Origin of the sequence: Mesorhizobium sp. M0408 (genome assembly GCF_040321495.1) — a bacterium.
Classification (GTDB): domain Bacteria; phylum Pseudomonadota; class Alphaproteobacteria; order Rhizobiales; family Rhizobiaceae; genus Mesorhizobium.
The window spans coordinates 20,487-39,765 of sequence record NZ_JAMYRO010000024.1 but is presented as its reverse complement, the minus strand read 5'-3'; the positions used below and the strand labels follow the sequence as shown (position 1 = coordinate 39,765).

General features: G+C 63.3%; 16 protein-coding genes, 1 other RNA gene and 2 pseudogenes. 1 reads left to right on the top strand and 18 read right to left on the bottom strand.

Features of this window, described 5'->3' with window-relative positions; genetic code table 11:
• Positions 1-282 precede the first annotated feature (282 nt).
• From murB to mraZ, 12 genes are read right to left on the bottom strand one after another with little or no spacing between them, the layout of a single operon-like run.
• Positions 283-1,248: a UDP-N-acetylmuramate dehydrogenase gene (gene murB / locus NKI67_RS24730; RefSeq protein ID WP_031211769.1), complete on the bottom strand. Its 966-nt coding sequence runs from the start codon at positions 1,246-1,248 to the stop codon at positions 283-285.
• A complete protein-coding gene (gene murC, locus NKI67_RS24725; RefSeq protein WP_352456166.1) occupies positions 1,245-2,651 on the bottom strand; it encodes a UDP-N-acetylmuramate--L-alanine ligase in 1,407 nt (468 codons plus the stop codon). Before murC ends, murB begins: the two co-directional genes overlap by 4 nt.
• Positions 2,648-3,772: an undecaprenyldiphospho-muramoylpentapeptide beta-N-acetylglucosaminyltransferase gene (gene murG / locus NKI67_RS24720; protein WP_352456167.1), complete on the bottom strand. Its 1,125-nt coding sequence runs from the start codon at positions 3,770-3,772 to the stop codon at positions 2,648-2,650. The genes murC and murG overlap by 4 nt, the downstream gene beginning before the upstream one ends.
• A gap of 1 nt (position 3,773) precedes the next feature.
• Positions 3,774-4,925, bottom strand: coding sequence for a putative lipid II flippase FtsW (ftsW, locus tag NKI67_RS24715; RefSeq protein ID WP_352456168.1), 1,152 nt, complete (start codon positions 4,923-4,925; stop codon positions 3,774-3,776).
• Complete coding sequence (gene murD / locus NKI67_RS24710; protein ID WP_352647391.1) at positions 4,925-6,325, bottom strand: UDP-N-acetylmuramoyl-L-alanine--D-glutamate ligase; 1,401 nt, start codon at positions 6,323-6,325, stop codon at positions 4,925-4,927. The genes ftsW and murD overlap by 1 nt, the downstream gene beginning before the upstream one ends.
• Positions 6,326-6,333: 8 nt before the next feature.
• Positions 6,334-7,416 carry a phospho-N-acetylmuramoyl-pentapeptide-transferase gene (gene mraY, locus NKI67_RS24705; RefSeq protein ID WP_023676767.1) on the bottom strand — a complete coding sequence of 361 codons (1,083 nt, stop codon included), beginning with the start codon at positions 7,414-7,416 and terminating at the stop codon, positions 6,334-6,336.
• A 24-nt stretch (positions 7,417-7,440) separates the two neighbouring features.
• The gene (locus NKI67_RS24700; RefSeq protein ID WP_352570482.1) at positions 7,441-8,874 is read right to left on the bottom strand and encodes a UDP-N-acetylmuramoylalanyl-D-glutamyl-2,6-diaminopimelate--D-alanyl-D-alanine ligase; all 1,434 of its coding nucleotides are present in this window, start codon (positions 8,872-8,874) and stop codon (positions 7,441-7,443) included.
• Positions 8,871-10,325, bottom strand: a complete 1,455-nt coding sequence (locus NKI67_RS24695; RefSeq protein ID WP_352647389.1) for a UDP-N-acetylmuramoyl-L-alanyl-D-glutamate--2,6-diaminopimelate ligase — start codon at positions 10,323-10,325, stop codon at positions 8,871-8,873. Before NKI67_RS24695 ends, NKI67_RS24700 begins: the two co-directional genes overlap by 4 nt.
• A 54-nt stretch (positions 10,326-10,379) precedes the next feature.
• The gene (locus NKI67_RS24690; RefSeq protein WP_352570485.1) at positions 10,380-12,125 is read right to left on the bottom strand and encodes a peptidoglycan D,D-transpeptidase FtsI family protein; all 1,746 of its coding nucleotides are present in this window, start codon (positions 12,123-12,125) and stop codon (positions 10,380-10,382) included.
• Positions 12,122-12,499 (bottom strand): cell division protein FtsL, encoded by a 378-nt coding sequence (ftsL, locus tag NKI67_RS24685; protein ID WP_023676771.1) that lies wholly within the window; start codon positions 12,497-12,499, stop codon positions 12,122-12,124. The genes NKI67_RS24690 and ftsL overlap by 4 nt, the downstream gene beginning before the upstream one ends.
• 4 nt (positions 12,500-12,503) lie before the next feature.
• The gene (gene rsmH, locus NKI67_RS24680; RefSeq protein ID WP_352570486.1) at positions 12,504-13,535 is read right to left on the bottom strand and encodes a 16S rRNA (cytosine(1402)-N(4))-methyltransferase RsmH; all 1,032 of its coding nucleotides are present in this window, start codon (positions 13,533-13,535) and stop codon (positions 12,504-12,506) included.
• Positions 13,532-13,990, bottom strand: a complete 459-nt coding sequence (mraZ, locus tag NKI67_RS24675; protein WP_352570487.1) for a division/cell wall cluster transcriptional repressor MraZ — start codon at positions 13,988-13,990, stop codon at positions 13,532-13,534. The genes rsmH and mraZ overlap by 4 nt, the downstream gene beginning before the upstream one ends.
• A gap of 406 nt (positions 13,991-14,396) precedes the next feature.
• On the opposite strand from mraZ, the pseudogene NKI67_RS24670 reads away from it, so the two are divergent.
• Positions 14,397-15,513: pseudogene (locus NKI67_RS24670) on the top strand (cystathionine gamma-lyase).
• Positions 15,514-15,517: 4 nt separating this feature from the next.
• Here the strand turns inward: NKI67_RS24670 and NKI67_RS24665 are convergent.
• The 6 genes and pseudogenes from NKI67_RS24665 to NKI67_RS24640 form a co-directional block, all read right to left on the bottom strand.
• Positions 15,518-15,819 (bottom strand): annotated as a pseudogene (locus NKI67_RS24665) (type II toxin-antitoxin system RelE/ParE family toxin).
• Positions 15,816-16,091 (bottom strand): type II toxin-antitoxin system ParD family antitoxin, encoded by a 276-nt coding sequence (locus NKI67_RS24660; RefSeq protein WP_023676776.1) that lies wholly within the window; start codon positions 16,089-16,091, stop codon positions 15,816-15,818. The pseudogene NKI67_RS24665 and the gene NKI67_RS24660 overlap by 4 nt, the downstream one beginning before the upstream one ends.
• Positions 16,092-16,242: 151 nt before the next feature.
• Positions 16,243-16,641, bottom strand: an RNA gene (gene rnpB, locus NKI67_RS24655) — RNase P RNA component class A.
• Between the two features lie 59 nt (positions 16,642-16,700).
• Positions 16,701-17,444, bottom strand: coding sequence for a lytic transglycosylase domain-containing protein (locus NKI67_RS24650; protein WP_352570489.1), 744 nt, complete (start codon positions 17,442-17,444; stop codon positions 16,701-16,703).
• Between the two features lie 185 nt (positions 17,445-17,629).
• Complete coding sequence (locus tag NKI67_RS24645) at positions 17,630-18,397, bottom strand: N-acetylmuramoyl-L-alanine amidase (RefSeq protein ID WP_352570490.1); 768 nt, start codon at positions 18,395-18,397, stop codon at positions 17,630-17,632.
• Complete coding sequence (locus tag NKI67_RS24640; protein WP_352456180.1) at positions 18,394-19,113, bottom strand: TerB family tellurite resistance protein; 720 nt, start codon at positions 19,111-19,113, stop codon at positions 18,394-18,396. Before NKI67_RS24640 ends, NKI67_RS24645 begins: the two co-directional genes overlap by 4 nt.
• Between the last annotated feature and the right edge of the window lie 166 nt (positions 19,114-19,279).

The following is a 19,279-nucleotide window of genomic DNA, read 5'->3' as shown; positions in this document are numbered from 1 at the left end:
CATCATGCATGGCCCGAAAAGCATCGCGCGCACTCAAATGCGCCCGAGCAACTTCGCTCCCGTGTTTCCGCAACATTGAGTCCGAGTCTCCCGGCAGGTTGCCCCCCCAGACGGAAACGCGAGTAACGCGTCGAAACGACTCAAATCAGGAAACGCTTCAGGGCAGAGAATCAGAGAGTTGATTCGCTGGCAAGTGCTTACGATTCCGATGGATTCACTTTCCGCAAAAACGGCAGCAAAATGTGAATTCATGACTCCGAAAGGCAACGGCGGTCAGCTTGCCTAAAGCAACTGCCCGAGAAATTCCTGGACGGCATGGCCCGGCCGAAAATTACCGATGCGCTTGATCTCCCACTGCAGCCGGATACCTGATCTTTCGAGCACGCGCGCACGCACCGTCTCACCGAGATATTCAAGCTCGTAGCCCGTGGCGGTTCCGGTGTTGATCATGAAGTTGCAATGCATCGGCGACATCTGCGCCCCACCAACCATCAGGCCGCGGCAGCCGGCCTTGTCGATCTCCTTCCAGGCCGAGGTGCCCTCAGGATTCTTGAAGGTAGAGCCACCGGTCTTTTCGCGGATCGGCTGCACGGTCTCGCGATGGTTCTGGACAGCATCCATCGCGGCCTTGATCGCCGCCTTGTCCTCAGGAATGCCTTCGAGCAGCGCCGACGTGAAGATCAGCCCGGACGGCGCCGCTGAATGGCGATAGGCATAGCCCATATCGGCATTGCTCAGCGTATGAACATTGCCCTTGCGGTCGAGTGCCCGCACCTCGACCACGCGCTCGCGCGTCTCGACGCCATTGGCGCCGGCGTTCATCCTCAGCGCTCCGCCAATGGCGCCGGGAATGCCGTGGTAGAAATGAAAGCCACCGATGCCTGCCTCGTAGGCAACGGCCGCAAGGCGCTTGTCGGGTGTCGCGGCGCCCGCCTTGATCGTGGTCGGCGCAATTACTTCGGTCTCGCCAAAGCCTTTGGCCGAAAGCCGGATGACAAAGCCCGCAATGCCGCCGTCACGGACAAGCAGGTTCGAGCCGACGCCGACGATGGTCAGCGGAATTTCCTCCGGCACCGCCTTCAGGAACGTGGCAAGATCGTCCTCGTCGGCCGGCTGGAACAATGCGTCCGCGAGCCCGCCGGCTCGAAACCAGGTGATCTTGTCCATCTCGGCATTGGGCGTGATGCGGCCGCGCAGTCCGGCAAGCCGGTCGCCAAGCTTCTCGATCAACGCCTGGCCGCGCATCATGAGATGGTCCCGCCGAGTTCCTTGGGCAGCGCATAGGCCCATTGGGTGATGTTGCCGGCGCCGAGGAAGACGACGAAATCGCCCGGCTTCGCCACCTCGCGCACGATCGGCGCAATCGCCGCCGGACCTTCGATGTAGCGTGCGTCGCGATGGCCGCCGGAGCGGATGCGCGACACCAGTGCGTCGGACGTGACGCCGTCGATCGGTTCCTCGCCGGCCGCATAGACGGGCGCCACCATTACCGTATCGGCGTCGTTGAAGCAGACGGAAAACTCGTCGAACAGATCGCGCAGCCGGGTGAAGCGATGCGGTTGTGTAACGGCGATGATGCGACCCTTGGTAGCGCTGCGCGCAGCTTTCAGTACCGCCGTGATCTCGACCGGATGATGACCGTAATCGTCGAACACATCGACACCGTTCCACGAACCGGTATGGGTGAAGCGCCGCTTGACGCCCGCGAAAGACGACAGGCCCTTCTTGATTGCCTCAGCCGAAAGGCCGAGCTCATGCGCGACGGCAATCGCCGCCGTCGCGTTGGAGACATTGTGGCGCCCGGGCATGGGCAGCCGCAGGCCTGATATCGTTATCTGGCCGTGCGTCTTGCGGTCGCGGATCACCACGTCGAATTCCGAGGTCGGGCCGTCCATGCGGTGATTGGTGAAGCGCACGTCGGCCTGCGCATTTTCGCCATAGGTGATGACGCGCCGGTCCTCGATGCGGGCGACCAGCGCCTGCACCTCGGGATGGTCGGTGCACATCACACCAAAGCCGTAGAACGGCACATTCTCGACGAACTGACGAAACGCTTCGCGCACTTTGTCGAAGGAGCCGTAATGGTCGAGGTGCTCGGGGTCGATATTGGTGACGACGGCAATCTCGGCCGGCAGCTTGAGGAAGGTGCCGTCGCTCTCGTCGGCCTCGACCACCATCCATTCGCCGTCTCCCATGCGGGCATTGGTGCCATAGGCATTGATGATGCCGCCATTGATTACCGTCGGGTCGAGCCCGCCGGCTTCGAGTAGCGTCGCCACCATCGAAGTCGTCGTCGTCTTGCCATGCGTGCCGCCGATCGCGACCGCCTGCCGGAAGCGCATCAGCTCGGCCAGCATTTCGGCGCGCCGCACGATCGGCAGCAACTTCTCTCTCGCCGCCTTCAGCTCCGGGTTGGATTTCTTGATTGCGGTGGAGACGACGACCACTTCGGCCTCGCCGAGGTTTTCGGCCTGATGGCCGACGAAGCATTCGATGCCCTTGTCGCGCAGCCGCTGCACATTGGCGCTGTCAGCCTGATCGGATCCCTGCACCTTGTAGCCGAGATTGTGCAGCACCTCGGCGATGCCGCTCATGCCGATGCCGCCAATGCCGATGAAATGCACGAGGCCGATCGTCTGTGGCATCTTCATGCGTGCGTCTCCTTCCTGAATTCCGAAACGGATTTCCTGGACGCAATAGCCTCTGTCAGATCGGCGAGCAACCGCGCCGCGTCGGGTCTTCGCACCGAGCGGGCCGCCGAGGCCATGGCGGCGAGCCTGTCGCCGTCGCCCAGCAACTCCACGATCTCGCCTGCGAGCGCCGCCGCGTCGAGGCCGGGCTGGCGCCGCATCACCGCGCCCCCCGCATTGACGAGGATCTGTGCATTGTGGCCTTGATCGTCGTCGAGGGCATGCGGAAGAGGCACGAGGATGGCCGGCCGGCCGATCACCGAAAGCTCGAGCACCGTCGACGCGCCCGAGCGTGAGACGACGAGATGCGCGGCGGCCATGCGCGCCGGCAGATCGGAGAAGAACGACGCGACCTCGGCCTCGATGCCGAGAGCGCGGTAGTGCTCTCTCACCCGCGCCTCGTCCTCGCCGCGTGCCTGCTGCACGATGCTCAGCCGCGAGCGCATTGCGCTGGGCATCGCCGCCACCGCCTCAGGCACAGTGTCGGAAAAATAGCGCGCGCCCTGGCTGCCGCCGAAGACGAGCAGCCGCAGCGGTCCGCCGGGCTCGGGCACGGCATAGGGCCTGCCGGCCACGTCGAGCACCGCCTGCCGGACCGGATTGCCAGTCTCCACGATCTTGGCCGAGAAGGGACCGGAGGCCTTGAGGAAGCCCCCCGCAATCGCCGTCACCCGCGGCGCGAGCGCCTTGTTGGCGCGGCCCATTACCGCGTTCTGCTCATGGATCAGCGTTGGCGCACCGCGTCGCGTCGCCGCGAACAGCGGCGGCAGCGTCGGATAGCCGCCGAAGCCCACCACCGCATTCGGCCTCAGCCGGGCGATCAGGGCGGACGACTGGCGGAATCCACGCCACAGGGTCCAGAAGGTCCGCGCGACAGTCAGCGGATTTCTCGACCCGAAGGTAGCGGAGGCGATAGCGTGGACGCCGTCGCCGGGGAACCTGCCGGCATAGCGCTCGGCGCGGTCGTCGGTGGCCAGATGTACCGCCCAGCCGCGCGTCTTGAGCTCATGTGCCAGCGCCTCGGCCGGGAACAGATGTCCGCCGGTTCCGCCTGCCGCCAGAAGGATGACCCCCTTCGCCATCTCACTCCGCCGGCATCGCACGCGGCGACGGCATGAAGCCCAGCTGCTTGCGCTTTTCCGGGCGCTTGCGCGTCAGCGCCAGCACCATGCCCATCGAGATGGCGATCGCGATCTGCGAAGAGCCGCCGTAGGAGATGAACGGCAGCGTCATTCCCTTGGCCGGCATCAGCTGCAGATTGACGGCCATGTTGATGACCGACTGCAGGCCGAAGACCGTGACCAGGCCGCCAACCGCGTAGCGGGTGAAATCGTCCTGCTCCCTGAGCGCCGTATTGAGACCGCGCAGCACGATGAAGCCGAAGATGGACATGATGAAGAAACACATGATCAGCCCGAATTCCTCGCCGGCGACAGAGAAGACGAAGTCGGCGTGGCTGTCGGGGATGACCCGCTTGACGGTACCCTCGCCCGGCCCGACGCCGAACCAGCCGCCATTGATCAGCGCCTCGCGGCCCATGTCGACCTGGAACGTGTCGCCCTCGCCGGTCATGAAGCGGTCGATACGGCCGGCAACGTGCGGGAACACTGCATAGGCGGCGAACACGCCGCCGACGCCTGCAGCACCCAGCGCGACGATCCACAGCCACGGCAATCCGGCCATGAAGAACATCACCCCCCAGGTGCCGAGCACCAGCATGGTCTGCCCAAGGTCAGGCTGCGCCACCAGCAGCGAGATGACCAGTGCAAGCAGCAACATGGCGAACAAATTGCCCGGAATGTCGGGCTGGCGCTTGTGCTCGGCGAACAACCAGGCGCAGATGATGACGAAGGCCGGTTTCAGGAACTCGGACGGCTGGATCGACAGGCCGGCTAGCGACACCCAGCGCCGCGCGCCCTTCACCTCGACGCCGATATAGAGCACCGCCACCATCAGAAACAGCATGATGCACAACATGACCAGCGCCATGCGCCGGATCTGCCTGGATTCAAGGAACGAGACGGCCAGCATTACCCCAAGCGCCGGAATGGTGAAGATAATCTGGCGTGTCGCGAAGTGGAAACTGTCTAGCCCGATGCGCTCGGCCACCGCCGGGCTTGCGGCGAAGGACAAAACGATGCCGAGCCCCATCAGCGACAGGAACGCCGCCAGGAACCAGCGATCGATCGTCCACCACCAGGTCGCCACAGGGCTTTTGTCGAGACGGCTTTGCATTATCGTGTCCCTCCGATGGGCTTCACGCCATCAATGGCGGTTGCGGCTTGCCTGAACGCCTCACCGCGCACTTCGAAATTCTTGAACTGGTCGAAACTGGCGCAGGCCGGCGACAGCAGCACCACTGCCTCGCCGCTACTATCCCTGGCCGCATCGCGGGCGGCGTGTTCGACTGCCGCCGCCAACGTGCCTGATATCTCGTAGGGCACCGCTTCGCCCAGCGTCGCCGAAAAGGCCGGTGCGGCTTCGCCGATCAGATAGGCCTTGGCGATGCGCGGGAAGAAGCCGCGTAACGGCTCGATGCCGCCCTCTTTCGGCAGGCCGCCGGCAATCCAGTAGATACGCGCAAAGCTCGACAGCGCCGGTGCAGCGGCATCGGCATTGGTCGCCTTGGAATCGTTGACGAACAGCACATGCCCTTTGCGGCCGACCTGCTCCATGCGGTGCGCCAGCCCAGGGAAACTCTCCAGTCCGGATTGGATCTCGCCGAGCTCGAGCCCGACCTTGAGGCAGGCGGCGGCGGCGGCCAGCGCGTTCTGCGCATTGTGCTGGCCGCGCAACGAGCCGATGCCTTCGAGGAAGGCGACACGGCTGTAGCGGCCGTGCACGGCTTCCATTAAGTTGGTGCCGTCAGCGAAATAACCGTCGGTCAGCGGCAGGCGCTTGGAGATGCGGATGACCTGGCGGCCGGCCCGCTCCAGCCGATCGGCGATCTGGGCGCACCAGGAATCGTCGACACCGATGATTGCCGTCTCGCTGCCGGCCACCAGCCGCTCCTTGATCGAGGCGTAGTGTTGCATCGTGCCATGGCGGTCGAGATGGTCCGGCGTCAGGTTGAGCAGGACACCGGCCGTCGGATTGATCGAAGGGGCAAGATCGATCTGGTAGGAAGAGCACTCAACCACATAGTGCCGTTCAGGCTGCGGCGGATCGAGCGTCATCACCGCGCGGCCGATATTGCCGCCCATCTGCGTGTCGCGCCCAGCCGATTTTAGGATGTGCGCCGTCAGTGCCGTGGTCGTCGACTTGCCGTTGGTGCCGGTAATGGCAATGAAAGGTGCTGCCGGTGCCAGCAGCAGCCGCTCGCGGCAGAAAAGCTCGATGTCGCCGATGATCTCCACGCCTGAGCCCCGCGCCAGCTCGACGGTCCAGTGCGGCTTGGGATGCGTCAGAGGCACGCCGGGCGACAGCACGAAGGCAGAAAACCTCGCCCAGTCCGCACCGCGCAGGTCCGCTGTCGTGATGCCGACCGCGCCGGCTTTGGCGACGCTGTCGGGATTGTCGTCCCAGGCCAGCACATCCGCGCCGCCCTCGATCAGCGCGCGCGCCGTGGCAATCCCCGAGCCACCGAGCCCGAAGAGCGAAACGCGCTTGCCTGAAAAGGATGCGGCGGGGATCAAGCGGCCTCCTATCTGAGCTTCAGGGTCGACAGGCCGACCAGCGCCAGGATGACGGCGATGATCCAGAAGCGGATCACCACCTGGCTTTCGGTCCAGCCGAGCTTTTCGAAATGATGGTGGATCGGCGCCATCAGGAAGACGCGCTTGCCGGTCATCTTGAAGTAGCCGACCTGGATGATGACCGAGAATATCTCGACGACGAACAGGCCGCCGACGATGACCAGCACGATCTCGTGCTTTGTCGCCACCGCGACCGTGCCGATCAGCCCACCCAGCGCCAGCGAGCCGGTGTCGCCCATGAAGATCGCCGCCGGCGGCGCATTGAACCAGAGGAAGCCAAGCCCGGCGCCGATCACCGCTCCAAGGACCACCGCAAGTTCACCGGTGCCGGGCACGAAATGGATCTGCAGATATTCGGCGAACACCGCGTTGCCGGAGAGATAGGCGATGACGCCGAAGGATGCGGCGGCGATCATGATCGGCACGATCGCCAGCCCGTCGAGACCGTCGGTCAGGTTCACCGCATTGCCGGCGCCGACGATGACGAAGCACGAGAACGGGATGAAGAACCAGCCGAGATTGACGAGAAACTCCTTGGCGAAAGGGAATGTCAACGATGACGAGAACGGCGCCTGGCCGTTATGCATGATCACCCAGGCGGCGATGCCGGCGATGACGAATTCGAGCCCCAGCCGCGCCTTGCCGGAAAAGCCGAGATGCGATTGCTTGGTTACTTTGAGATAATCGTCGTAAAAGCCGATCGAGCCGAATCCCAGCGTCACCAGCAGGACCACCCAGACGTAGATGCTCGACAGGTTCGCCCACAGCAGCGACGAACCGACGATGCCGGACAGGATCATCAGTCCGCCCATTGTCGGCGTTCCCGCCTTCTTGAAATGCGTCTGCGGCCCGTCGGCACGGATCGGCTGGCCCTTGCCTTGCCGCAGCCGCAGCGAATTGATGATGGTCGGTCCGAAGATGAACACGATCAGCGCCGCTGTGATCAGCGCTCCGCCGGTGCGGAATGTTATGTAGCGGAAGACGTTGAAGACCGAGATCTTGTCCGCAAATTCGACGAGCAGTGTTAGCATGCGCTTGCGTCCCCCGGACCGATCCTAGGTCTGTCTGCTGGTTGTGGCTTCCGCCGGAAACTTGCCGAGCAACGCCTCGACCAGCTTTGAAAAGCCTATGCCCTTCGACGATTTGATCATGACCACGTCGCCGGGCTTCAATTCCGATAGAAGAACCGGTTTCAGATCTTCCGCACCGGCGCGGTATTCCGTCTTGATCTCGCCCGGCAAAACGTCGGCCAGCGCCCGCATTTCCGGACCGCCGAGAAAGACCGTGCGCGTGTCGGTGCCGACGATCAGACCGGCAAGCGCGGCATGCAATTTCGCCGAATGGCTGCCGAGCTCGAGCATATCACCGAGCACGGCAATGCGCCTGCCCTCGCCCGACACCGGCGTCGTGTTGAGCAGTGCCATTGCAGCGCTCATCGACGCCGGATTGGCGTTGTAGCTCTCGTCGATCAGCGTGATCGGCCCGTTGGGGTGACGCAACACATAGCGCTTGCCGCGTCCGCGTTCGGGCGAAAGATCGGCCAGCGCCTGCGCAACTCTGGTGACGTCGGCGCCGACCAGATGCGCGGCACCAAGCACCGCGAGCACGTTCTGCACCATATGGCGGCCCGGCGCGCCGATCCTGGCGACAATCTCGTGCCCGCCAATCTTGGCGGTGATGACCGAGTGATCGGCATTGAGCTCGCATTTGATCAGCTTGAAGGTCGCCCGGGCATTCTCGCCGAACCCGTAGACATGCTCGACGCCGGCCTCTTTGGCCATCTTCTCCAGCAGCTTCCAGCGCGCATCGTCGCGGTTGAGAAGGGCGGCGCCACCGGGCTCCAGTCCCTCGAAAACCTCTGCCTTGGCCTTGGCGATCTCGTCCAGGTTGCGGAAGAAGCCGAGGTGAGCCGCCGCGATCAACGTGACGATGGCGACATGCGGCCGGACCATCTTGACCAGAGGCCGGATCTCGTCGGGATGGTTCATGCCGATCTCGAAGACGGCATAGTCGCAATCCTGCGGCATGCGCGCCAGCGTCAGCGGCACGCCCCAGTGATTGTTGAACGACTGGGCCGATGCATGCACCGTACCGACCGCGGAGAGAGCGTGGCGTAGCGCTTCCTTGGTGGTGGTCTTGCCCGCCGACCCGGTCACGGCAATCACCCTGGCCTTTGAGCGTGCGCGCGCGGCAACGCCGAGCTTTTCCAGAGCGACAAGCACGTCCTCCACGACGATCATCGGTGCCGTCAGCCGCCCCAGCGACGGCAGCTTGCCCTCGGCGACGACCAGCACCCCGGCGCCCGCCTTGATGGCGGCGGTGACGAAATCATGGCCGTCCATGGCCTCGCCCTTGATGGCGAAGAAAGCGTCTCCCGGCTGCAGGCTGCGGCTGTCGATGGAAATGCCGGCGATGCCTTCAGGCATCGGACCGAGCGGCCGGCCATCCATGGCGGCAACCAGCGCCTCGGAGGTCCACAGATAGCTCACGTCGCTTGCTCCCGCAGCGCCGAGCGAACTTCCTCATGATCGGAAAAATGCAGCGTCTCGGTGCCGATGGTCTGGCCTTCCTCATGGCCCTTGCCGGCCACGATCAGCGTGTCGCCAGCGTGAAGCATCCCGACCGCCTCGTGGATGGCCTTGCGCCGGTCGCCGATCTCGATGGCGCCAGGTGCGGCCGCCAGGATCGCGGCGCGGATCGTCTCGGGTACTTCCGAGCGGGGATTGTCGTCGGTGACGATGACGACGTCGGCCAGCCTTGTGGCGATCTCGCCCATGATCGGCCGCTTGCCCCGGTCGCGGTCGCCGCCGCAACCGAATACGACGATGACGCGGCCGGTGGTAAAGGGGCGCACCGAAGCCAGCACGTTTTCCAGCGCATCCGGCTTGTGCGCGTAGTCGACATAGACCGGTGCGCCGTTGGCGGCCGTCCCGACAAGGTCGAGCCGTCCCGGCGCGCCCTTCAATTTCTCCAGCGCCATCAACGCCTTGGCAACAGATGTTCCAGTCGAAATAGCGAGGCCGGCCGACACCAGCGCATTTGCAATCTGGAAGTCGCCGGCCAGCGGCAAGTCGACTTCATGGAGAACGCCGTCCGCTTCGACCTCGGCGCGCTGGCGGTGGCGCTCGTGCTCGACCCGCTTCAGCCGCAGGAAATCGCCGTGGCGGCCGACCGTCAGCACATTCAGTCCCTCTGCCCGCGCCGCCTTGATCGTCGGCTCCGACCACGGGTCGTCGGCAAAGATGACCGCCGGCGCGCCCTTCGGCAGCAGCGCGTCGAACAGACGCAATTTGGCGCGATGATAGTCCTCGACCGTCGGATGATAGTCCATATGGTCGCGGCCGAGATTGGTGAAGCCGCCGGCCGCAAGCTTGACGCCGTCGAGCCGGCGCTGGTCGAGGCCATGGCTGGACGCTTCCATCGAGGCGTGGGTGACGCCGGCCTCCGCCAGCTCCTTGAGCAGCCTGTGCAGTGCCACCGGATCCGGCGTGGTCAGCGAGCCATATTCGTTGCGGCCCGGCGCCACCACGCCGGTCGTGCCGATCGAGGCGGCGGCAAAACCCGCCTGCTCCCATATCTGCCGGGTGAATGCGGCGACCGAGGTCTTGCCGCTGGTTCCGGTCACCGCGACCATGGTTTGCGGTTGCATGCCGAAAAAACGTGCAGCACTCAGCGCCAGTGCAAGGCGCGGATCGTCTACGACAAGAACCGGGACTGGCAGCCCGGCGACGGCACTGCCCTTGCCGACCACGATCGCTGCAGCGCCTCGGCTCGCGGCATCGGCGGCGTAGGCTGCGCCATCCGCCTTGGAGCCGGTGAGCGCGAAAAAGACGACGCCCCGTGTTACCTGGCGGGAATCCGACGAAATCCCTGTAACCTCCATGTCGAAGGAAGCTGTCCCCTCGACAGGCAGGATACCGGCTAGATTTTTCAGCTTCATCGAACCCCGTTCATCGCAACAAAATAGCGCGCAGTTGCCGGCGCGCCCCAAGAATCACTGATAGGAAACCAGCGTTGCACCATTTTCATGGCTGAAATCTGGCTTCACGCCAAGCATGGAAGCCGCACGTCGGATGATGTTTGCAGCCATGATGCCCGCGTTCGAGGCGGCCGTAGCACCCATGCCGGGCTTTTCCGGCTTCGGTTCGTCGGCGATCGTAAGCACTATGTATTGCGGATCGTCCATCGGGAAAGCCGCAACGAAGGCGTTGAAATTCTTTTCCTTCGAGTAACGGCCGTTGACGACCTTCTCCGCCGTTCCCGTCTTGCCGCCCACCCGGTATCCTGGCACCCGTGCATTGCGGCCGGATCCCTTTTCGGCATTGAGTGCATAGAGATAGCGCATGCCCTCGACCGTCTTGTCGCTGACCACTTTCTTGGCCACCGCCATCGCCTGCTCCTGCGTGCGCGGCAGGAAGGTCGGGTCCATCAGATAGCCGCCATTCATCAGCGCGGCGCAGCCGACCGCTGTCTGCAGCGGCGTCGTCGACACACCGTGGCCGAAGGCGATGGTGATCGAATTGACCTGCTTCCAGACCTTGGGCTCGGTCGGCCGAGCGACTTCCGGCAGTTCGGTCTGCATCTTCTCGAGGATTCCCAGGCGATGCAGGAATTCGCGGTGTCCGTCGATGCCAACCGCTTCGGCTTCCTTGGCAGAGCCGATATTGGAGGAGTAGATGAACACTTCCGGCACCGACAGTACCCGGCCCTTGCCATGGAAATCATGGATGGTTTGATGGCCGATCCTGATCGGGCGCGACGCGTCGAAACGGCTTTGCAGCGTTATCTTGCCGGAATCGAGCGCCATAGCGGTGGTGAAGCTCTTGAAGGTCGACCCCATTTCATAGAGGCCGGCCGACATACGGTTGAGCCTGTCCTTGTCCTGCGCGTTATAGGGGTTGTTCGGATCGAAATCCGGAACCGACGCCATCGCCAGCACCTCGCCGGTCTTGACGTTGAGCACAACGGCGCCCGCCGCGATCGCGTGGTACTTTTCCATGCCGGTGGCGACCTCGTCGCGCACGATATGCTGGACGCGCAGGTCGATCGAGAGCTGCACCGGCTTCAAATCCTTGGCCACCGCCAGACCCGACGCCTGAAGGTCGCTCAAGCCTTGTTCGTCGATGTATTTCTCCATGCCGGAGATGCCCTGATTGTCGATGTTGGTGAGGCCGACAATGTAGGACGAGGTTTCGCCGGCCGGATAGAACCGGCGCTTTTCGGTGCGAAAGCCGAATCCGGGGATGCCGAGTTGCATGATGTCGGCCTGCTGCTTCGGCGTCAGTTGCCGCTGCAGCCAGACGAACCCGGCGCCGCTCTTCAGCTTGTTATATGTCTGCTCGTAGTCGATCTCGGGAAGCACCGTCGACAGCTTTTCGATCGCCTCGTCGGCATCGACGATGCGGCGCGGTTCGGCAAACAGCGACGCGGTCTTGATGTCGGTCGCCAGCACTTCGCCGTTACGGTCGACGATGTCGGGTCGCGATGCCGTCACCCGGCTCTGCGGCCCGCCCGACAGGTCGGGATTCTGGAAACCCAGATAGACCAGCCGCCCGGCAATGGTCGAATAGATGCCGAAGAACACCGCCATCGTCATGATGATGCGGGTCCTGCCCTTGCCACCGGTCGCCTTACGGGCACCTTCGACCACGATCGATCCGCCCGCGCTGGGCTTCGAACCGCGCTTCAGCAGCCTGCCAACCTTTGGAAATCTGGCGGCGATTGGAAATCCGGTGATCATTGGACGATGCCTCCGGTCACCACGGGATCTTTGCCGCCGATATCGGCCATGCCGCCCAGCCGCTGCGATGAAAGGTCCTCGATGTTGACGGGTTTCGCCGGCAGATCGTCCAGCCCGACGATCTGCCGCGCATTGACCGGCTCGAGTCCGAGTTGCGATTTGTAGATTTCGGTGAGCTTCTGCAGGCGCGACGGCTGGGTAAGCAGGCTCCAGTCCGCCTTGAGCAGGTCGATCGTGTCCTCCTCATAACGGATCTGCGCCTGGATCTTGTGCACTGCCGCCAGTTGCTCCTCGGCCTCGCGCTTGGTCTTGTAGGTCAGGGCAGCCGCCGAAACCATGACGGCGATCAGGACTATGTCGCTGGTACGAAACACGTGCTCACCTCTCTCCCGGTCGATCGGCGCCGGGAAGCTTTGGGCCAGGCAGTTTTGGCAGGCCGAAAATCGAAAAATCGCCGGCACGCGCCGGCGCCTCTGTACGGATCGCAGCGCGCAGCCTTGCCGAGCGCGCCCGCGGATTTGCCGTTATCTCGGCATCGCCAGGTGTCACGCCGCCGCCCTTCTTGGTGAAGGTGGCGGTGCGCGCCCGCGCCTCGGGCAGGTGCCGCGATCCGGTCGCTGAATCGGCTCTGTCGGCGATGAAGCGCTTGACGATGCGGTCCTCGAGGGAATGGAAGGTCACCACGACAAGCCGCCCGCCCGGTTTCAGCACGCGCTCTGCGGCAAACAGTGCCTTGGCCAGTTCGCCGAGTTCGTCATTGACGAAGATGCGCAGCGCCTGGAAAACGCGGGTGGCCGGATGTATCTTGTCTTTCGGCGCGCGACCGATATGCGTCTCGATGGCATCGGCAAGGTCGAGCGTGCGCTCGAAGGGGCGTTTTTCGCGACGGCTCTCGATCATGCGGGCGATGCGCCCGGCATGGCGTTCCTCGCCGAGAAAACCGAAGATGCGGGCAAGATCGCCCACCTTGAAGGTGTTGACGACGGCGGCGGCGCTCAGGCCCGCCTGCGCCATGCGCATGTCGAGCGGTCCATCGGCCCGGAATGAAAAGCCGCGCTCCGGCTGGTCGATCTGCATGGAGGAGATGCCGATGTCGAGCACGACGCCATCGGCACTTTCAACCTGCTCGTCGAGCGTCGAGAACGGTGCCTGGACAAGCCTGAGCTTGCCGCCGGACTGCTGTTCAAGGGCCCGCCCCGCCGCGATCGCATCCGGATCGCGGTCGATGGCGACGACCGAGGCTCCGCTTGCCAGAATGGCCTTGGTGTAGCCGCCGGCACCGAACGTGCCGTCGACGATCACCTCGCCTTTTGTCGGCGCCAGCGCCTCCAGAACTTCGGCAAGGAGGACCGGAATGTGACGGGCTGGTCCGCCAGCGGCATGAACTTCATCGCCGTCGCCCGCCATCATTCCAGCCGCTCCCCGGGCTTCGTCCCCTGCCGAAGCTGCAAAAGCCGGGCACGTGCTTCCGTCCCATAGGCGCTGAGCCGTCCCGGCTCCCAGATCTGAAAGAAATTGCCGCGGCCAACGAAGGCCACTTCCGCTGAAATGCCGGTATGCTCGCGAATGAAATCGCTCATCGTGATACGGCCGTCCTGGTCGAGCTTCAGAAACGTTCCATCGCCATGGCAGAAGAACGACATGTCGTCCGCCGTCTGCAGGAACGGGTCTTCCTGGGCGATACGCTGCTCGTAGCGATCGAGCAGGTCGAGCCCACCGACATCCATCGCCGGGCGATCCAGGCAGCGTAGCGCATAAAGTTCCGAATAGCCGCGTTTCTGCACAACGGCACGGAAATGCGCAGGCACGGACACCCGTCCCTTCGCATCGATCCTGTTCACCGCGTTCGACAGAAACCGGTCCATTACGCGTTACGGCCGCTTGCGCCGCCGCACCCCTCTGCATCTTCCTGTCCGCGCCGCCCCAGCCCGGTCGGCGTCCAAAACCCACTTCGTTATAACGGGCGAACGCAGGCAAACGCGCAGCCGCCGCGGCTGCCCGGTTGGCGTACGCTTCACCCTGACACGGAACGAAGGCTTGAGTATCGGAATGGGATATCATGGGGTGTTATGGGCGTCAACGGGAACAGTCTTCAAAACGCGCCTGCCACGACTGGGGAGAGCAGCTTTGACGGCACTCCCGTCTTTATCGTCTATTAAGCCTAACGAAGCGTTTAGAGCCGTGTGGCCCAACCGGAGCCGACTTGCTGCGGATCGCTGCCGCGCATAGCCTCGGCATCTCCTTTTCCGGTCAGTAACGAGGTTTGAAATCATGTTCGAAACAGCCAAGTCGCGCGCCGCGGCACTTCCCCATCTGCGCCGCGGCGGGCTGGCCAAGGGCGACCCGATCCCCTTGCCCCTGACCATGGCCGCCATCTTTCATGCGCCCGGCGACGCCACCGGCTTCGATCAATATGGCCGCTTCAGCAATCCGACCTGGGATGCGGTCGAGCACATGCTGGCGCATTTGGAAGACGCCCCATGCGTCGCCTTCCCCTCGGGGATGGCTGCCATCTCGGCGGTATTTTTCGGCCTGCTCAAAGCCGGCGACCGTATCCTGCTGCCGTCCGACGGCTATCACACGACGAGAGCGCTGGCAGAGCGTTTCCTGAAATCCTTCGGCGTTGCCTATGATGTCCGGCCAACATCGAGCTTCCTCGACGGCGGCTTCGATGGGTATCGGCTTGCCTTCGTCGAAACGCCCGCCAACCCAGGACTGGACATATGCGACATCGCAGCCGTCGCCGAGGCCGTGCATAGAGCGGGTGCGGTGCTTGTGGTCGACAACACGACGATGACGCCTTTCGGCCAGCGCCCGCTCGATCTCGGCGCAGATATCGTCATTGCTGCCGATACCAAGGCACCAAACGGCCATTCCGATGCGCTGTTCGGCCATGTCGCCAGCCGCGACGCGGACATTATCTCGAGGGTGACCGACTGGCGCGAGACGTCGGGCGCTATCCCCGGGCCGTTCGAGGCATGGCTGGTGCGTCGCGGCCTCGAAACGCTGGACGTGCGCTTCGACCGCATGTGCGCTTCCGCCGAAATGATAGCGCGACGGCTGAAAAACCATCGCGCGATCAGCGGCTTGCGCTTTCCGGGACTGGAGAGTGACCCATCGCACAATCTTGCCCGCGCCCAGATGGAGCGCTTTGGCTTTCTCATCTCCTTCGTGCTCGCCTCGGAGGACAAGGCCGAGGATTTCATCAACAACTGCGCCTTGATGCAGGCAGCGACGTCGTTCGGCGGCGTACACACCTCGGCCGAACGGCGATCAAAAAATGGGAGACGCCGTTCCGCCCGGCTTCGTTCGCCTGTCGGTCGGCTGCGAACCGGTGGAAGAACTTTGGCAGGCGATCGAGGTATCGCTAGACGCTATCGGTGGCTGAACAATCACGAACTCAGATCGTCGGCCGCGATCTTGCGCCGGCCGTGCAGCACGCGAACGATTTCGATCGCCTCTTCACTGACGCGGTACAGGGTGAGGTATTCGCCGACGATCAGGTGACGGATGCCGGGCGCGATGTCTTCGCGCGGGGCACCTGAGAAGGATAAGTGGCCATTTGTTGCCAGCGGGCTTCGATCCGATCGAGCAATCGATCGGCTGCAGCCTCGTTGTCTTGCGCAACATGAATCCAGATCGCGATCAAATCCTCTTCCGCATTTGCGGTTCGGATGATGGGCAGCAAATTCATGCCGCGCTGTCGGGTTTCAATCGTCTCCGCGCTTCGGCCTTTATTTCGTCGATCGACGCAAACCGTCCCGGTCCGCTGTCGATCCCCTCCTGCACCAGCTTGCGCAATTCCTCGACCGTGTAGCCGAGCAGGTCGCGCCGGTCCTTCCATTGCCGCAGCGCGTCGCGGATCACCTCGCTCGCCGAGGCATATTCGCCGGCGGCGACCACGTCGTCGACCGCCGCCGCCAGTTCCGGCGACAGCGTGATGCTGCGTTTGTCAACGTGGCCCATGGCGCACTCCTGATCAATCTCTCAATGGTACGATTAAATCGTACCAATTTCAAGGATTGTCGCGCTCGGCTGCAGGGGTCGAAAGTGAATCAACGGCTGCGCCCGAAGACGCAACCTGCTGATATCAGGAGATTTCCTTTTATCGGGGAAAACTGCCAGCTGGCCTGTAAGCCGGGTTCTGTATGGCCCTCGCCCCTTACGGGGCGAGAACGTGGCGGCCATTCATCTTGGGCGCATGTTGCCATGCGCCTCACGCAACCTACCCGGACGGTGAGCCGGAAACAGCCCTCGAGGGTTTCCCCTCGCACCGCCCCTATTCGGTCTTGCTCCCGGTGGGGTTTACCGTGCCGCTCCTGTTGCCAGTCGCGCGGTGGGCTCTTACCCCACCCTTTCACCCTTGCCACGATTGGATCGTGGCGGTTTGCTTTCTGTGGCACTTTCCCTGGGGTCGCCCCCGCCGGCCATTAACCGGCACCGTGTCTCCATGGAGCCCGGACTTTCCTCACCCGCAGCCTTTCGGCTTCGCGGGTGCGGCCGCCCGGCCAGCTGGCAAGGCGTATAAAGGGGTTCAGGCCCGAAAACGCAAACGAAAAAGCAAGTTGTCGCTTGTCAGGCGGGCGCTCCAAGTGCTGCCAGCTGCACCTTGACCTTGCCGCAATAGGCTGCGGACACCGGGTTCATCCGTGTGGCGGCGTGGCCGGCATTGTATTTCAGGATCGTGCCGCAGGTCGTGCCGCCGCCGAGATCCCGCGCCATGGCAAGGTACTTCATGCCGTATTTGATGTTGGTATCGGGATCGTAGAGACCCTGAACCGAACCGCTATAGCCCATCATCCTTGCCGTCGCCGGCTTGATCTGCATCAGGCCGATCTCGCCGGCGCTGCCGACCTGGTTCGGTTGGTAGTTGCTTTCGATCTTGATGACGGCGTTGGCGAGCGACACCGGGACGCCATAGCTGGCGGCATAACGCGCAATGATCGCCGAATACTGTCCGCTGCCGCCGACAACCACCGCCTGAGGCGCTGGCCTGCTCTTCGGAGCGACTGACGCCGTTGCCATGCGGTCGATGCGTTTGCGGTTACGCTTCACATGCTGTTTGGCGATTGTCTTTCTCGCAGCGGTTGGCCTTTTCGCGGAGACTGGCTTTTTCGTCCTTACCGCGGCCGCTTTTTCCACTTTTGCGGTGGCGGTCTTCTCTACTTTTGCACCACCCTTCGGCATGGCGGTTTTGCCGGCTGCGGCACTGAAGCCCTGATCGGCCCGCTGGCTCAGCGGTGCGCTGTTCGCCGCACTGAAGGCAAAAGTCATTACGCCGGCAGCAATGGCTGCCGTTAAAACGGTCAATTTCTGCATGTGATCCTGTTCTGTTTGATCTGCACAAAGAACTTCGCGCAGATACCCTCAATCAACATCGGAACATCTTGGGGGATAGACGTCCGACAATCTGTACGGATCGCCTTTGACGACGGAATTGGCGCCAAAGAAGGCGACGCAAGTCACTTTGAGTAACAGATTGTAACTTTTAAGCTGGCAAAAGATTATTTGAGAGAGGCTATCCTTACGGAAGCGAGCAGCCTTTCCAGCGTGCGGATCGTCGATCCGTCAGCCATGCCATCGACCAGGCGCAGCCGGAAATGCCGCTGAAATGCCTCGACCACGATTTCGGTCTGCCGGTCGAAAGTGCCGGTGATCTCGACGCCATAACCATAGAGCGCCAGCATCGACTGCAGCGCCTCTACCTCGGCGCCGGTATCGCCTGGCTTCAGCACGGCGCCGCGCCGGATCGGTGCTGCCGGCACAACATGGCCGATACCGGCAGCAAACAAGGCCTTCCATGGAAATTTCTCGCCTGGATCGACCTTTCGCCCCGGTGCCACGTCGGAATGGGCAAGCACCCGCTGCGCCGGAATGGAATGGCGCTCGATGATCCCAGCGCACAGGCCGATCACCGCGTCGATCTGCGGTTTTGGAAAGTTGCGATAGCCGAGCGTATGCCCCGGATTGACGATCTCGATGCCGATCGAACAGGAGTTGATGTCGCTCTGTCCGAACCACGAGCTCTTGCCGGCATGCCAGGCGCGGTCGCTTTCCCTTACCATCTGAACAATTCGGCCGTCCTCATGGACCAGGTAGTGCGACGAGACCTCGCTTGCCGGATCGCACAACCATGCCTCGGCACCGGCGCCGGTAGCCATGCCGGTGTAGTGCAGCACGATCATATCGGGTCCGAGCGTCCCGCGCCGTGGTCCGAAATTCGGCGATACCCTGACCTCGGCGCTCGGCTCATCGGGCGGAAAGCCGCTCATGCGTGCCGCAGGCCTCGCTCGATCATTTCATAGGCCGCGTTGATCGCCGCCAGCCTGGTCGTCGCGATCTTGATGAATTCCTGCGGCAGGCCGCGTGCGATCAGCCGGTCCGGATGATTGTCGGAGACCAGCTTGCGGTAACGCCTGCGGACCTCCTCGAACGGCTTCCCACGCTCGATGCCGAGCACAACATAGGGATCGGCGGCACCCAGATCGACATGCCGGGCCAGGATGCTCTGGTAATGCGCCTCATTGATGCGGAATATCTCGGCGATGCGATGCAGGAATTGGCCCTCGCGCTCATGCACCAGCCCGTCGGCCTTGGCGATGTGGAACAGCCCGTCGAGTATGTCCTCGAGCATCAGGCAGTTCGAATGGCCCGAACCGCAAAGCTGCGCCATCCGCTCGGCATAGGTCTCGAAACCGGCAATGTCGCGTTTGGCCAAATCGTAGAGCCGCGCCACATTGCGCCTCTGTTCCTTCGGCACCTCGAATATTTCCTGGAAGGCGCGCACCTCGTCTTGCGTGACGATGCCGTCTGCCTTGGCCATCTTGGCCGACAGGGCGATCATCGCCACCGAGAAGGCGACGCGCCGGCGCAGATCGGCATCGCCGGAGAAAACCGTGCGCACGGCCTCGACCACTTCGGCGACGCCTGACGACGCTGAAGATGAAACGCGTGTGACGAAGTCGCCAAGGCGGTCCCAAATCGACATGGGGGCTTCATAGGGCCAACCACCCATCGCTATCAAGCCAAGACAGTGCCGCAGGGGCTGGCCCAATCGATTTGGCGCAATGCCTGAGGCGGCTGGCGCCAGCGCTCACGTCGTCGCACTCGGCCGCCAGGCGCTGGTATCGTAAGCAGCAGAAAGGCCGGCCTGT

Excerpts from the sequence above, each read along its gene's own strand:
- murB (WP_031211769.1), bottom strand. The coding sequence starts at position 1,248 with ATGATGCGCGGCCAGGCGTTGATCGAGAAGCTTGGCGACCGGCTTGCC.
- murC (WP_352456166.1), bottom strand. The coding sequence starts at position 2,651 with ATGAAGATGCCACAGACGATCGGCCTCGTGCATTTCATCGGCATTGGC.
- murG (WP_352456167.1), bottom strand. The coding sequence starts at position 3,772 with ATGGCGAAGGGGGTCATCCTTCTGGCGGCAGGCGGAACCGGCGGACAT.
- ftsW (WP_352456168.1), bottom strand. The coding sequence starts at position 4,925 with ATGCAAAGCCGTCTCGACAAAAGCCCTGTGGCGACCTGGTGGTGGACG.
- mraY (WP_023676767.1), bottom strand. The coding sequence starts at position 7,416 with ATGCTAACACTGCTCGTCGAATTTGCGGACAAGATCTCGGTCTTCAAC.
- NKI67_RS24695 (WP_352647389.1), bottom strand. The coding sequence starts at position 10,325 with ATGAAGCTGAAAAATCTAGCCGGTATCCTGCCTGTCGAGGGGACAGCT.
- NKI67_RS24690 (WP_352570485.1), bottom strand. The coding sequence starts at position 12,125 with ATGATCACCGGATTTCCAATCGCCGCCAGATTTCCAAAGGTTGGCAGG.
- rsmH (WP_352570486.1), bottom strand. The coding sequence starts at position 13,535 with ATGATGGCGGGCGACGGCGATGAAGTTCATGCCGCTGGCGGACCAGCC.
- mraZ (WP_352570487.1), bottom strand. The coding sequence starts at position 13,990 with ATGGACCGGTTTCTGTCGAACGCGGTGAACAGGATCGATGCGAAGGGA.
- NKI67_RS24660 (WP_023676776.1), bottom strand. The coding sequence starts at position 16,091 with ATGGGCCACGTTGACAAACGCAGCATCACGCTGTCGCCGGAACTGGCG.
- NKI67_RS24650 (WP_352570489.1), bottom strand. The coding sequence starts at position 17,444 with ATGCAGAAATTGACCGTTTTAACGGCAGCCATTGCTGCCGGCGTAATG.
- NKI67_RS24645 (WP_352570490.1), bottom strand. The coding sequence starts at position 18,397 with ATGAGCGGCTTTCCGCCCGATGAGCCGAGCGCCGAGGTCAGGGTATCG.
- NKI67_RS24640 (WP_352456180.1), bottom strand. The coding sequence starts at position 19,113 with ATGTCGATTTGGGACCGCCTTGGCGACTTCGTCACACGCGTTTCATCT.